Source organism: Campylobacter rectus (assembly GCF_004803795.1).
Classification (GTDB): Bacteria; Campylobacterota; Campylobacteria; order Campylobacterales; family Campylobacteraceae; genus Campylobacter_A; species Campylobacter_A rectus.
On the sequence record NZ_CP012543.1, the window covers coordinates 204,333 to 218,701 of the forward strand.

A 14,369-nucleotide genomic window follows, 5' to 3' on the forward strand; every position below is an offset into this window, starting at 1 on the left:
GCTGCCATGTTTAGCAAAACTTAGCGCAATAATCCCAAATTTACCGCTCGTTTCGGTCAAAAGCGAAATTCGGCGCAAAGCCGTAAAATTTGCTGCCGCATAAAAAGATTTGGCGCGAATGCATCAAATTTGCTTTATCGGAGCGAGATTTGGCGAGTTTGCTAAATTTGTGCTCGGCGAAAGCAAAGCCGGCTCCGAGTCGTCAAATTTGCTGCCGATTTTTCGTATTTTAATGGCTTGCTAAATCGCCTGCCTACCGGGAGCGAAACACGGCGCAAGCTCGTCAAATTTACATCCTTTTAAAAAATACGCTTTAAGCTCGTCAAATTTGCCTTTTGGTTCATCGAAGCTAAATTTAATACGGGTCGGTCAAATTTACCGGTCCGATTCAAGCAAATAGGCTAAAATTTGCGCCGAATTTAGCGCTTTTAAGCGAAAATTTTATACAATCTTTACTCAAAAAAGGAAAAATCATGAAAACGCGTATAATCACCGGCGTCGCGCTATTTGCGGCGGTTTTGGTCATCTTTTTCGTCGATAGTTATATGTTAAATTTCGCCATTTTAGGCTTCGTGCTTTACACGGCCTTTGGCGAAGCCGGGAAGCTCTACGGCCTACAAGAAAGCTCCCTTGCTCTCGTAGCGGTTATTTTTTACCTGCTTACGCCCTTTTCAAACCCCGTGTTTATCGCTATTTTAGCGGTTTTGCTCGTGGTTAGTTTTCTCGCGCACTTTAAGAGCGAAAATCTAACGCCCGCTCTGCCGTTTTTGTATCCGATGACGCCGATTTTTCTCATCTGGATGCTTTATTCGCAGTATGGCGTGGGCTACTTGGCGTGGCTGATTTTAACGGTCGTGGCGTGCGATAGCGGTGCGTTTTTCGTCGGTAAATTTTGCGGCAAACGCGCCTTTAGCGAGACTTCGCCGAACAAAACCTGGGAAGGCGTCGCAGGCGGTATCGCCGTGGCTACAGTCTTTGGCGCGGGCTTTGGCTGGGTGCTGACCGATAGCTTTTGGCATAGCCTCATCACGGCGTTTTTGGTTGCGGTTTTCGGCGTTTGGGGCGATCTTTTCGAGAGCTACTTAAAGCGCCGAGCCGGCGTCAAAGATAGCGGCACGCTGCTGCCCGGCCACGGCGGTATGCTTGACCGCGTCGACGGCTATCTTTTCGGCGTTGCCGCGATGCTCTGGACGCTATCGTGGTAGTGCTGGGCTCGACGGGCTCGATCGGGACGAATACCCTAAATCTAGCCCGTAAATTCGGCCTTAGCGTCGAAGCGCTGAGCTGCGCGTCAAACTACGAGCTTTTAAACGAGCAAATCGCCGAATTTAAGCCTAAATGCGTCTGCATCGCCGAGCCCAAATTTGCTAAATTCGTAAAACACAAGCGCGTTTTTGCAGGCGCGCAGGGCATCTGCGATATGCTAAAAGAGTGCGAGAGCGAGCGCGTCGTAAACTCTCTAGTGGGCTTTGTGGGACTGGCTCCGAGCCTGACGGCGCAAAAGCTGGGCAAAAAGCTAGCGCTTGCCAACAAAGAAAGCCTCGTCGTGGGCGGCAAATTTTTAGATAGGGGCTCGATAAATCCGATAGATAGCGAGCATTTCGGGCTAAAATTCTTGCTCGCCAACAAAACCCCGGTCGCTAGGCTAGTCATCACGGCCTCGGGCGGCGCTTTTTATAAAACACCGCTAAAATCCCTAAAAGACGCCCGCGCCGCAGATGCGCTAAAGCATCCCAACTGGAGCATGGGCGCAAAAATCACGATCGACAGCGCGACGATGGCGAACAAGCTTTTTGAGGTGCTGGAGGCCTTTTGGCTCTACGGCGTGCGGGATATCGAGGCACTCATCGAGCGCACGTCCACGGTGCACGCGCTGGTGGAGTTTGCTGACGGCTCGACTACGGCGCATCTATCTAAAACCGATATGATTTTAGCCATCGCGCATGCGGTTTTGGGTAAGGACGGGGTGTTAAATTTGAGCGCGGCCGATGCGAAAAACAGGCAAATCGTGCCGAATTTGGACCTAAAAACATTGAAAAATATAAAATTTGGCGAGATAAATTTGAAAAAATATCCTATCTTTTCGCTAAAAGACCAAGCTTTGCAAAACCCGGATCTTGGCGTTGCGATAAATGCCGCAAACGAAGTCGCGGTGTATAAATTTTTGCGCGGCGAGTGCGGATTTTTGGACATTTCGCGAACGGTTTTGGCTGCGGCAAAGAGGTTTGAAAACGAGAAGATAGAGAGCGAGAGTGGGATCTTTGAAGTGGATTTAGAAGTAAGGAAGTGGGCGGAAAAGTCGCTTAAATAGCGGCTTGTTTCGCGAGTGCTTTTCCGAGATTTCGCAAAATTTTCGCTCCGCAGGCTAGATGCCTAGCGCACGCTTAATTTTGCTTCAAAACTCGGAAAATCATCTCGCGATACTTCGCCTTATCGTTTTATGTTCAAATTTGAAGTTAAATTTATAGCTTCCGGCTTCAAATTTTACCCGCCGAGACCCGCACCCTGAAAATGCCAAATTTAAACCCGCGACGCTTTGCGTCAGCAAAGCTATGTCGCCACCTCTCACGTGCAGTGGGGTAGGTGGGGGTTTCTGCGTCGCTGCGCTAGCAGCTGCAAGCAGACGGGAGAGGGTCTGCTTGCAGCAGCTCTCAAAGAGAGTGTGTCTTAACAGTAGCAAACGAAGTGCAGCTAAGCACAAGGTGAGTGCATAGCACGACGCAAAGGAAAAGGGCGCTCTACTTTAGCTTCACTCTGTTAAAGCAGCTTGCAAGCAAGAAGAGGCCGGATTTGTCTCGCAGCTGCAAGCAGAAAGCAACTCGGTCGGCTTCGGTCACGGACGACTAGTCCGCTCCCTTGCCTCCGTCGTTTCCGCCTCGTCTAAAGAAAAAATACTTCGCCTTATCATTTTACGCTTAAATTTGAAGTCAAATTTAATCAAATTTGCAAATTTTGACTTCAAATTTTACTCACCGAGACCTGCACCCTGAAAATGTAAATTTGTTACACTCAAATTTTAACTAAAAACTCGCGACGCTTTGCGTTAGCAAAGCTATGTCGCCACTTCTCACGTGCAGTGGGATTGGAGAGGGTTTGGGAGAGGAAGGGGCGACGCTTCGTAAGTAGAACCCCTTCCTCTCCCGAAGAAAAGAGAAAGGTAGATATAAAAGGGAGCACTTTTGCTTCGCTTCACTGCGTTGGCTACCGTCGCTGCGCTCTGCCAAAGCAGCTTGCAAGCAAGAAGAGACCGCTATGCTCGCCTTGTGCTTAGCTGCACTTCGTTTGCTACTGTTAAGACACACTCTCTTTGAGAGCTGCAAAGCAGAGCGTAATTCAAGCCCCTTCCCCCTTAACAGAAAGATTAAATTGCGCAAAAACTCTAATTTAAAACGCTAAATTTAACCAACCCAAATTTAGCATTTTCAGGGTGCAGGTCTCGGCGAGTAAATTTAAAATTTGCTCGAAAAATTTGCTTAAAACGACACTTTTTCGTCGCCGTAATCGTCGCCGATATGTTATAATTTCACGAATTTTAAAATCGCTTTGTGTTTAAATTTGGCTGCAAAACAAGACAAATGCCGTAAATTTCAAGAGTCAAAAAATAAGCTGCAAAGATAAAAAGAGGAGAATATGGAAAAATACGAAGGCTACAATCTCAGGCTACGCGACGCTCTCGTCGGCGTACAGTTTTTATTCGTGGCGTTTGGCGCGCTCGTGCTAGTGCCGATTTTGACGGGGCTTGACACGTCCGTGGCGCTATTTACGGCAGGTGTCGGCACGCTGATGTTTCAGCTCGTCACGCGCAAAAATATCCCGCCGATTTTTCTGGCTAGTAGCTTCGCGTTCATCGCGCCGCTAAGCTTTGGCGTCAAAGAGTGGGGCATCGCCGCGACAATGGGCGGAGTGATCGCGGCAGGGCTGTTTTACGTGGCTCTGAGCTTGCTCGTTAGGCTTAGGGGCGAGGGGTTTTTGCATAAAATTTTACCGCCCGTAGTCGTCGGACCCGTCATTATGACGATCGGCCTCATCCTCTCGCCCGCGGCCGTAAATATGGTCATGGGCAAGGGGGTGCCCTATACGCAGGCGCAATCGCTTTCTATCGCGCTCGTATCGCTTGCGACGGTCATCGTCGTTATGATGTTCGGGCGAGGCATGCTGCGCCTCGTGCCGATACTTTGCGGCATCGCGGCCGGATACTGCGTGTCGCTGTTTGTCGGGATCGTGGATTTTACGCCGATTTTGTCCGCGCCGTGGTTTGCGCTGCCAAGCTTTACCGCGCCGGTTTTTAAGCTTGAAGCGGTGATCTACATGGTGCCTATCGCCATCGCGCCCGCGATCGAGCATATCGGCGATATGCTTGCGATCAGCAACGTCACGAAGGAAAATTTCCTAAAAAATCCGGGGCTTAAAAACACTCTGCTAGGCGATGGGCTTGCGACATCGCTGGCGGGCTGTTTCGGCGGACCGCCGAACACCACTTACTCCGAGGTCACGGGTGCGGTTAGCATCACGAAGGCTTATAATCCCGCCATTATGACCTTTGCTGCGCTTGCGGCGATACTGCTAGCTTTCGTGGGCAAGCTCGGTGCCGCGCTCTCCACGATCCCCGCTCCCGTCATCGGCGGCATTATGCTGCTGCTTTTCGGTATCATCGCTAGCGTGGGTATGGAGACCCTGATCAAAAACGGCGTGGATCTGGCCGAGCCGCGCAATATGATCATCGTCGCGCTTATCTTTGTGTGTGCGATTGGCGGCATGGTGCTGGATTTTGGCGCGATGAGCTTTAGCGGCGTGGGACTTGGCGCGCTCATCGGCATCACGCTAAATTTGGTGCTACCGAAGACCAAGCATTTTGAGGGGTACTAAGTTAAATTCGCGCAGAAACAGGGCGAGCTAAGGCTGGGCATTTTCGGGGAATTTTGTTTTGATTTAATTTGAGTGAAAGCGAGGTTAAATTTGCGCGGAGCTTGCGTCGTTTCGCGCAGGTGCGGGTAAATTGAGCCTAGACTTTGCCGTCAATTTGATGAAGTTTGGCAAATTTACCTGCGGCTTTTCGGCGTCGAATTCGGGCGAGTTTTTCGCTCGCCTTGCTTAAATTTTCCTGCGCGGATATGTGTGATTTTTGGTTAAATTTGCTCCGTATTTTGGTGTAAATTTGACCGCGAAATATCTAAATTTAACGTTCGTATAGCCTTGTCAAAACTCAGCCTAAATTTTAAAATTTCCCCCGCAAACGCTTCCAAATTTCTAACGTTTTAAACTAGCAAGATATATAATTGCCTTATGAAAAAGGCAGATAATTTAAGCAGGTTTGATAAAAAGGCGCTAAAGCTGCTCTTTGCGGTACTTTTCGTGCCGCTCTTCGTCTCACTCGTTTTTATCTATGAGCTATCGGTATATGACCGCTCGCGCGAGCTGCCTGCGGACGCGCAAAGGATCGGCCGCAGTGATTACTACAACATCGGCGGCAAAATTTATCTACGCTCTTGGAACCTCGCTCCTTACGAGCTAGAGGGCGGCGCGGACGCGGCGAGCTTTCGCGCGCTTGATACCGGCAGATACTCCTACACAAACGTCGGCATGGACACTAGTAGCGTATTTTGCGGCGCTCGCAAGATGTTGGGGCTGGATCCAGCGCGCACGCAAAAGATCGGCTCTCGCTACTACAGCGACGGACGCGTTAGCTACTTCTGCTCGGACGTCACGCAGCGCACGGGCGGCGCGATAAGCTACATTTACAAAGTATTTTTCCATGCGTTTGGGCTCTCCAAATGGCCGCAGGAGTACAACTACCCCTACGCGAGACTTGATACTAGCGCGCCTATCTCGCCGCTGACGGAGAGCCCTTACGTCGCCACGGACGGCGAGCGGGTATTTTACGAGGGTAAAATTTTAGCGGGTGCCGACGTAAAAAATTTAAAGCAGATAAGGCTAAAAACGGTATACGAAGACGGCTCTGATTCGCCCGCGCACTTTCGCCCGGTCGATCGGTGGCTAAGCGACGGACGCAGCGTTTATGCGGACGGCGAGAGGCTAAATTTCACGCCTAGCGAGCGGATGTATCTCGTGGAGTCAAACGCCGGCATAGAGTTTCTTTACGATCCGAAGGCGGGCGCGGTGCTGATGAACGGCGAGAGATTTGATCACGCAAACGAGCCATATACGCCGCTAAATTTTCAGAGCGGACATCAAGAATACATGCTGTTTGCGAGCAAAAACGGCATATTTTATCTAAGCAAGGATAAAATTTTAAATCGACCGCGCGGTAGCGGCGCCGAGGGCTGGCTCAAAGACGCGTTTTGGTACGTGTATTATAAATTTGGCGCAGACGGCAGCCGGCTAAGCGCGCTAAAAAGGGCGGGCGATAATCCGTTTAAAGGCGCCGTGCGGCAGATCTCGGAAAGGCTTTTTAAGGACGATGCGGGATTTTATTATCTAAATTTTTACTCGCATAGCGTTTACGTCACGGGTCGCAGCGGCAGGCATCTGGATAAGCGGACGAATGTCATCGAGCTGCGAAAGATCACGCTTGACGTGCATGATGATGAGGTGATGGCGCAGATCGCGGACGAGGCGGCGCGAAACCCAGAGATGTCGCAGCCCATCTTTACCGCGCAGGACGTGGAGTATGAAAACGGCGCGGCCTTTTATATGTATTGCCTCGCGGCGGTTTTGTTGCTCGGAGCTTGGGTTTATAGCTATCTTAAAAAGCGTAGCTTGCGACGCGGTTAAATTTAGCGGCGCTACGGAAGGTAAATTTAGAGCGAGACAAAAATACCGATATCACGTTATCCAGCGCACCCTTGGCTACAGAAGGTAAATTTTAAGAGAGAGACGGCACGGCGGAGCAGTAAATTTAAGATAGTGTTGCGGTTGTTAGCATGGCAATGCGGCAAATTTATGGGCGCTGCGATTGCAAATTCGAGCGCGAGATTTAGGCGCTTAGCTTTGAAAATGCAAATCGGCGCGAGTAAATTAATTTGCGCCGTTTGAAACGATCGGCTTCGTAGTTGTAGTTTTTTGCGCATTATGCGGCTCGTGCGATACGTGATTTTTCGCGAAAGCATATAAAGAAAAATAACGAAATTTAAAAGCTCAGATATATTTTGCCTCTGGCTTGCGTATATATCGGGGTTTGCGCGTATGTTGCGACCGATATTTACGCTCATCCGTTTTTGCTTGTATTTTGCTATATCGGACTTAGGTTTAACGCGCTAAGAGGTATGAGATATTTTTACTGCATTTGCTTTTTGCGGCGGCTATATTTGTTTTGATCAAATTTCCCCCTGCGACACGGCTCGCGAGCGATACGAAGGTAAGCGCTTTAGGAGGCGCAGAGTGCCGCTAAGTATCGCCTCGCTCGTCTTTCCTGCGCTTTTTTATTATTTTCGCACGGGTGCCGAGAAAATCCTGCAAAATTCATACTATCGGCTATCTTGATTTCAAATGTCGTAATTATGCCTTTTGTTTTGATTGTTTGTTTGGGAGCGGCGCGGTTTAGGATTTACCGCATTTATACGCTAAAACGCGCAAATTTTATTTAAATTTGACATTTTTGCGGGCATCGTAAATTTTAGTAACAGTGGAGCGAATTCGACTCGTATTGCGGTAAAATTTGTTTCGGTTTTACCGCTCTTGCCTAAATTTAGCGCTAAAACTTCTCGCCGTTTAAATTCGTAATCAAGGGCAATCGCCCCATCCGCCAAATTTGCCCGCCTCGCCGCGCAAATTTTTAAAATTATTCTAAATTTACGGCCTTTTTTACCGATTTATTACGATTTCTAGTTAAAATTGCAGTGAAAAAAATCAAAAGGAAATCCGATGGAAAACAAAATCATAAACAGCGTGAGGGGCGGATTTTGGACGAAGCCCGTCATTATTTTCGTCCTGCTTTTGCTGCTGCTTATCCCGCTAGGTTTCATCAGCTCGATGGTCTCTGATCGCGCCTACGTCAAGCGCACCGCCGAGGAGTCCATCATGCAACCCGTCGGCGGTACGCTTAGGATCGAGGGCGTTTTGATCTCGGTTCCGTATAAAAAGCAAGCGGCGATCTACAACGAAAACGGCGTAGCGGCGGTATCGCAGACAACCGAGCAGATCATGATAGCGCCGCAGTCTTATGAGCTATCGACCCGGCTAGATCCGCAGTATCTAAAGCGCGGTATATTTAGCGTGCCCGTTTTTAACGGCGAAGTCGCGCTGAGGGCGAAATTTGCGCCGCTAAATTTCGAGCAGCTAAATATCGAGGAAAGCGACGTTTTGCTAGGCGAGGCGACGCTGATTTTGGGCGTAGGCAGCAAAAAGACCTTTACCGCATTTCCCGCGCTAAAAGCGAACGGACAGGATCTCGCGCAGTCTTTTGCGCCGCCTAAATACTCGCCCTTTGCCCAAAGCGTCCACTACAAGCTACCCGCAAATTTAGCAAACGGCGGCTTTGAGCTAGCGGGCGCGCTATCTATGCAAGGCGGGCAGAGCGCGAGCTTCGTTCCTGTGGGGCAGGATAATAAATTTGACGTAAAATCCTCGTGGAGCTCGCCGTCTTTTAGCGGCGGCTGGCTGCCTAAATCGCGCGAAGTTACGAGCAGCGGCTTTAACGCGCAGTGGGAGATCTCGGGCCTTAGCACCAGCGTCCCGCAGGCGTGGATCATAGACAGCGGACGCGAGATGAGGTTCGAGGGCGTCGAGGCTAGCTTCATCAGCCCCATAAACAACTACTCGCTCATCGCGCGCTGCGTGACATACGCGATCTTGTTTCTAGCGGTGCCGTTTTTGGCGATATTTTTGTGCGAAATTTACAGCCGCGTCCGCATCCACCCGATCCAGTATCTACTCATCGGGGCCGCCGACGTGCTGTTTTACCTGCTCGTACTCTCGTTTTCCGAACATATCAGCTTCCTAGCCAGCTACCTCATCGCGGCCGCAGCCGTGTGCGCGACGATACTTTTCTACGGCTCGGCAATCTTTCGGGCGCACAAATGGGGCGTATTTATCGCGCTCGTACACGCGGTTAGCTACTGCTTGCTCTACGGTATCTTGCAGTCCGAGGACTACGCGCTTTTGATGGGCAGCGTGATGATATTTGCGGTGATAGCTCTGGTGATGTATCTAACCAGGAAGATAGATTGGTACGAAAACGGGCTAAATTTTAAATAATTTGCGGCTTGTCTCGCGAGCGCTTTTTGCGGATTTCGTTAAAATTTGACTCGATAGGCTATATGCCTTATCTTCGTCAAATTTTAACTTCAAAACCCCAAAAATCATCTCACGATACTTCGCCTTATCGTTTTACGCTCAAATTCGAAGTCAAATTTGATTAAATTTTCAAATTTGAGTCACCGAGACCCGCACCGCAAAAATGTTAAACTAAAAAACGTGCGACGCGACAGCGCATTCGCACCCCTTGAACGTGCAGTGGGGTTAGAGAGGGCTTGGGAGAGGAAGGGGCGACGCTTCGTAAGTAGAAACCCCTTCCTCTCCCAAAGAAAAGAAAAAGGCAGCTCTTTTGCTTCAGCTACGCTTCGCAACTGCTAGCAGAGCGTAATTTAAGCCCCTTCCCCCTTAACAAGAAAGATTGATTCGTGCAAAAATCCTAATTTATAACGCTAAATTTAACCAAACCAAATTTGGCACCGTCAAGATACGGGTCTCGGTGCGTCAAATTTGGATTCAAATTTATTCAAAATCAGGTCCGTTGCAAATTTACGGCAAGCGATTTGCGCGCGTATTTTGCCGCCTTTGCTAGGAAGCCGGCCGAATTTATAACCGCGAAAGCAAAAAGCGGTAAAATGCGCTAAAAAAGGAAAATTTACAAAATGAGCGAAAATTTACAAAATAGCGGCGCTGGCGGGCTGATTTTGGGCATAGAAAGCAGCTGCGACGACAGCTCGGTAGCGCTGCTCGATATAGAAACGCTTGAGCTAAAATTTCACAAAAAAATCTCGCAAGATGCCGAGCACTGCGCATTTGGCGGGGTGGTACCGGAGCTTGCCGCCAGGCTTCACACCGCCGCGCTGCCTAAAATTTTAGAGCAGATCAAAGCAGAACTGCCCCGCGTAAAAGCCGTCGCCGTCACGAATGAGCCCGGGCTCTCCGTGAGCCTAGTGGGCGGCGTCGCGATGGCAAAGGCGCTCGCCTCGTCGCTGCGCGTGCCGCTAATTGCCGTAAATCATCTCGCGGGGCACGTGTATTCGCTATTTTTGTCGCAGGAGGCGCGGCTGCCTGCGGGCGTGCTGCTGGTTAGCGGCGGGCACACGATGGTGCTAGATATCGGCGCGGACGGGGCTGTCGGCGTGCTGGCTGCCACGATGGACGATAGCTTCGGCGAGAGCTTTGATAAGGTCGCAAAGATGCTGGGGCTTGGGTATCCGGGCGGCGTAGCGGTCGAAAAGGCGGCACAGAGTGGGCGCGAGAAGTTTAAATTTACCGTGCCGCTACTTGGCGACGCACGCACGGCGTATAGCTTTTCGGGGCTAAAAAATCAGGTCCGCGTCGAAACCGAAAAGCTCGCCGCAAGCGCAAATCTCGGCGCTCAGGAGATCGCGGATATCTGCTTCGCCTTTGAAAATACCGCCTGTAAGCATATCTTAAACAAGCTAGAAAAGATATTTGCCCAGCGTAAATTTGAGCGTTTCGGCGTCGTGGGCGGAGCAAGCGCGAATCTAAATCTGCGCTCCCGCTTGCAGGCTCTGTGCGAGAAGCACGGCTGCGAGCTCATCTGTGCGCCGCTGGAGTTTTGCTCCGATAATGCCGTGATGATCGCTCGCGCGGGACGCGAAAAATACCTGCGCAGCGAGTTTGCGGGGCTTGATCTGCAGGCAAGTCCTAGAAGCGAGCTAACGAGGATTTAGATTCGGTATTTGGCTGAAATTTGTTTTTTGGCTCAAATGCGGCGACTTGTATCGTCAAATTTAGCTTTTTGTGGTCCTGTTGCGAGCGAGCGATGGGGTATAAGACACGGTAAATCTAAATTTGGCGCTATGAGCTAAAAGCGCTAAATTTATAGAATCTTAAAATTGTTTCACTAAAAACAGTATCGCGACAACCGCCGCAAACGCCAAAACCGAATAAATTGAGATTTTGTCTATGTTTATTTTTGTGCCCGCTTTTCGCTCGTAAAATACGCTTAATTTGTATTCCGAGCTCTTAAGCGTGCGCCACGCCGCAAAAATCGCTAGAGCTAAAAGCATCATAAAAAAAGTTCGCGGCGGTATACCTCTGGCATCATCTATAAAGAAAACCGCCGCAAGAAGCGCCGCCAAGCAAAACAGCATAAAAAACACCCAACTCAAAGCGACAAAAAATACGGCATCCGTTTTGCCGTCCGTTCCGTGATTTTTATATAAAGAGACCTTAAAGCCAATGTAGATAGCTAGCATCGCGCACGATAATATCGTAAGCGGATGAAATATGGCAGATAGCGTTATCCGGCTCTCGTCCACGCCCAAAATCAACGCTATAGGCGCACATGTAACAAAAGCGCAAAAGTAAAAAAGGACAAATAAAATTCTGGCCTGAAAAATGATGCTAAGGGCTGATTTTATGATCTTTAACAATGATTTCCTTTAAACGTTTGGCGATTTAAGGCTTGAAAATTTGACTGTTATTTTATCTAAATTTTGAGTGAATTTATCGACTCTCATCTAATGGGGGGCCATAAATTTAGCGTTACTCTTGATCTTTGCGTGCTGAGCGTAGAAATATTGAATTTATCTTGCAGTTCATTTTAAATTTGCTGATATTTTTATCGTCAAATTTTATTTGAACGAGCCGTCCAAATTTGCAAGACGACGCCTAAAATAAGAGTATTTTCGGGTGACGATTTGCTCTTTTTTATTTATAAATTTAGCTCTCTTATCGCTCGTAAAATTTCAACCTCGCGGGCTAGAAAATCCTTTGCGATGACGATAAATTTGTTATTTTTTAGCGAGGCTTCGTCGTAGATCGGGGCTTTAAGCGTCGCTAGATCGATCATCTTTGCGCCCGTGCCCGCAGCGATCATCTCGCCAGCGGCATTGTCCCAGATAGAGCTTGGCGAGTAGCGCATATAGGCGCCCGCGAGATTTTCGGCGATGCGGCAGTATTTGATCGCCGAGCTTAGCCGCGCGATGTCAAAGTTTAGGGCGGTCGCGAGCTTGCCGGCCGTTACGTTTTTGCCGCGTTTGCCGCTGATTATCGTTTGCGGCGCATACTCTCTTGCGGCTAAAATTTGCGGGATAAACGCGCCGTTTTTATAAAGCTCTTTTTGCGTTCGTTCGCCTTTTGCCGCGCTATAAATTTCGCCGGTAACGGGCACGTAAATAACGCCAAGAACCGGGCGTCCGTCCTCTATGAGCGCGATGCAGACGCAAAACTCGCCGCTACCCTCGATAAAATCCTTCGTGCCGTCTAGCGGATCGATGAGCCAAAACATCCGCGCGGACTCGCCCAAAATCTTTTCCTCCGAGCAAATTTGGATCTGTGAGCTTTTTAGCGTTTCAAATATCGCAGCGTTTGCCGCGAGATCGGCCGAGGTTACTGGCGAATGATCGGTTTTTAAATTTACCTCGAAATCCCGGCAGTTTTGGCTGCGTGCACTTTCTGGTAAAGTCGAACGAGCTGCTAAAATCTCGTCGTCAAAGCCCTTGTGGGCGTAAAATTTCATTATCTCGTCGCCTGCTTTTACGGCCGCAAGCTTGGCTAGACACAATAATTCGTTTAAATTTTGCATTTTTGTTTCTTTTTGCTGCATTTTTAATATTTTGATTTTCTTGTTAAGGGGGAAGGGGCTTGAATTACGAAGTCGCTCCCTTCCCCCTTAACAATCCCCCAACCCCTACGACGTGAGAAGTGGCGACATTGCTTTGCTCGCGCAAAGCGTCGCAAGTTTCGTAAATTTTGATAGAGTTAAAATTTATAAATTTGACTTCAAATTTTAACACAAAAACGACAAGGCGAAGTATCGCGAGATGGATTTAAGGGCTTTGCTTCCTTTGCGGTCGCAACTGCGAGCAGAAGCGACGTAAAAATTTAGCGAAGATAAGACAAGTAGTCTATCGAGCTAAATTTTTGCTAGCTCCGTTAAAGACGCTCGCGAGACAAGCCGCCAAATTTAAAATTATTTCGGCGTTCTGTTCGTCTCTCCGACGTATAGCTGCCTCGGCCTCACGATCTTTATACTCTCCTGCTCTTTTAGCTCTATCCACTGGCTGATCCAGCCCGGTATCCTGCCGATGACGAAAATAACCGCGAACATATCGTTTGGAATTCCTAGCGCCTTCAGGATGAGCCCGGAGTGAAAATCGACGTTCGGGTAGAGGTTGCGTGAGACGAAATACTCGTCGTTTAGCGCGATCTCCTCGATACGGTTGGCGATCTCGATGAGCTTGGAGTTGATGCCGATCTCGTTCATCAGGCGGTCGCGCATCTTTTTTAGCACTTTAGCGCGCGGGTCGAAGTTTTTATACACGCGGTGGCCAAATCCCAGCAGTCTAAACGGATCGTTTTTATCTTTGGCGCGGGCGATGTATTTATCGACGTTTTCGACTGAGCCGATCTGCTCTAGCTGGCGGATGACGCCTTCGTTGGCACCGCCGTGAGCCCAGCCCCAAAGCGCTCCGATACCCGCGGCGATACACGCATACGGGTGCGCGTGCGTCGAGCCTACCGTGCGCACGGTCGTCGTAGAGGCGTTTTGCTCGTGGTCGGCGTGCAGCATAAAGACCGTATCAAGCGCCTTGACCTCGATCGGGCGCAAATTTACGTGCTCATACGGGTAGCTCCTCATCATATAGAGGAAATTTTCCGTAAAGCCGCGGTCCAAATTTGGATAAATGATCGGCAGTCCGCGCGAAAATCTATAAGAAAACGCCGCTATGGTCGGGATCTTGGCGATTATTCGCATCGCCATTTCGTGATACTCCTCGGGCTTGTCCATATTTAGGTGATCGGAGTAAAATGCCGAGAGTGCCGAGACCGCCGCCTGCAGGATCGCCATCGGGTGCGCCTTGTCCGGAAATGCGTCAAAGAGCTTCATCATACCCTCGTGGATGAAGCTGCGCTTTTTAAGCTCGAGTTTAAAGGCATCGTATTGCTGTTCGTTTGGTAGCTCTCTGTTTAGCAGCAGATACGCCACGTCGATAAATGTCTTGTTTTCTGCGAGGTAGGCGATGTCGTAGCCGCGGTACATCAGCTCGCCTTTTAGTCCGTCTATGTAGGTTATCGTGCTCTTGCACATCGCCGTCGAGGTGTAGCCGCGGTCAAACGTAAACATCCCCGTATCGCTAAAAAAGGTCGAGATATCGATGACGTCGGGCCCCATCGTGCCGCGAAGTATCGGGAAGTCGTAGCTTTTGCCGTTTCTGTTGTCGGTTAGCGTAACCGTATCGCTCATC

Annotated in this window: 9 protein-coding genes; 6 read left to right on the forward strand and 3 right to left on the reverse strand. The window is 49.4% G+C overall.

Going from position 1 to position 14,369, the window contains the following annotated elements; genetic code table 11:
• The first annotated feature begins 473 nt into the window (after nucleotides 1-473).
• The 6 genes from CRECT_RS01075 to tsaD all read left to right on the forward strand — a co-directional run bounded on the left by CRECT_RS01075 (nucleotide 474) and on the right by tsaD (nucleotide 10,847).
• Nucleotides 474-1,205 carry a phosphatidate cytidylyltransferase gene (locus tag CRECT_RS01075; protein ID WP_004319748.1) on the forward strand — a complete coding sequence of 244 codons (732 nt, stop codon included), beginning with the start codon at nucleotides 474-476 and terminating at the stop codon, nucleotides 1,203-1,205.
• Nucleotides 1,199-2,311 (forward strand): 1-deoxy-D-xylulose-5-phosphate reductoisomerase, encoded by a 1,113-nt coding sequence (dxr, locus tag CRECT_RS01080; RefSeq protein WP_039888239.1) that lies wholly within the window; start codon nucleotides 1,199-1,201, stop codon nucleotides 2,309-2,311. The genes CRECT_RS01075 and dxr overlap by 7 nt, the downstream gene beginning before the upstream one ends.
• Nucleotides 2,312-3,630: 1,319 nt before the next feature.
• Complete coding sequence (locus tag CRECT_RS01085) at nucleotides 3,631-4,866, forward strand: uracil-xanthine permease family protein (RefSeq protein WP_004319690.1); 1,236 nt, start codon at nucleotides 3,631-3,633, stop codon at nucleotides 4,864-4,866.
• A 417-nt stretch (nucleotides 4,867-5,283) separates the two neighbouring features.
• On the forward strand, nucleotides 5,284-6,732 hold the full coding sequence (locus CRECT_RS01090) for a DKNYY domain-containing protein (RefSeq protein ID WP_004319798.1): 1,449 nt from the start codon (nucleotides 5,284-5,286) through the stop codon (nucleotides 6,730-6,732).
• Between the two features lie 1,089 nt (nucleotides 6,733-7,821).
• The gene (creD, locus tag CRECT_RS01095; RefSeq protein ID WP_004319781.1) at nucleotides 7,822-9,153 is read left to right on the forward strand and encodes a cell envelope integrity protein CreD; all 1,332 of its coding nucleotides are present in this window, start codon (nucleotides 7,822-7,824) and stop codon (nucleotides 9,151-9,153) included.
• Nucleotides 9,154-9,848: 695 nt separating this feature from the next.
• Nucleotides 9,849-10,847, forward strand: coding sequence for a tRNA (adenosine(37)-N6)-threonylcarbamoyltransferase complex transferase subunit TsaD (gene tsaD / locus CRECT_RS01100; protein WP_039888248.1), 999 nt, complete (start codon nucleotides 9,849-9,851; stop codon nucleotides 10,845-10,847).
• Between the two features lie 159 nt (nucleotides 10,848-11,006).
• Here tsaD and CRECT_RS01105 read toward each other — a convergent pair whose 3' ends face one another.
• From CRECT_RS01105 to CRECT_RS01115, 3 genes are all read right to left on the reverse strand, one after another.
• Nucleotides 11,007-11,552 carry a hypothetical protein gene (locus CRECT_RS01105; protein WP_004319713.1) on the reverse strand — a complete coding sequence of 182 codons (546 nt, stop codon included), beginning with the start codon at nucleotides 11,550-11,552 and terminating at the stop codon, nucleotides 11,007-11,009.
• A 281-nt stretch (nucleotides 11,553-11,833) separates the two neighbouring features.
• Nucleotides 11,834-12,706, reverse strand: coding sequence for a 3'(2'),5'-bisphosphate nucleotidase CysQ family protein (locus tag CRECT_RS01110; RefSeq protein WP_039888241.1), 873 nt, complete (start codon nucleotides 12,704-12,706; stop codon nucleotides 11,834-11,836).
• A 387-nt stretch (nucleotides 12,707-13,093) separates the two neighbouring features.
• A complete protein-coding gene (locus tag CRECT_RS01115) occupies nucleotides 13,094-14,368 on the reverse strand; it encodes a citrate synthase (protein ID WP_039888516.1) in 1,275 nt (424 codons plus the stop codon).
• Nucleotide 14,369 lies beyond the last annotated feature (1 nt).

Excerpts from the sequence above, each read along its gene's own strand:
- CRECT_RS01075 (WP_004319748.1), top strand. The coding sequence starts at position 474 with ATGAAAACGCGTATAATCACCGGCGTCGCGCTATTTGCGGCGGTTTTG.
- CRECT_RS01085 (WP_004319690.1), top strand. The coding sequence starts at position 3,631 with ATGGAAAAATACGAAGGCTACAATCTCAGGCTACGCGACGCTCTCGTC.
- CRECT_RS01090 (WP_004319798.1), top strand. The coding sequence starts at position 5,284 with ATGAAAAAGGCAGATAATTTAAGCAGGTTTGATAAAAAGGCGCTAAAG.
- creD (WP_004319781.1), top strand. The coding sequence starts at position 7,822 with ATGGAAAACAAAATCATAAACAGCGTGAGGGGCGGATTTTGGACGAAG.
- CRECT_RS01110 (WP_039888241.1), bottom strand. The coding sequence starts at position 12,706 with ATGCAAAATTTAAACGAATTATTGTGTCTAGCCAAGCTTGCGGCCGTA.
- CRECT_RS01115 (WP_039888516.1), bottom strand. The coding sequence starts at position 14,368 with ATGAGCGATACGGTTACGCTAACCGACAACAGAAACGGCAAAAGCTAC.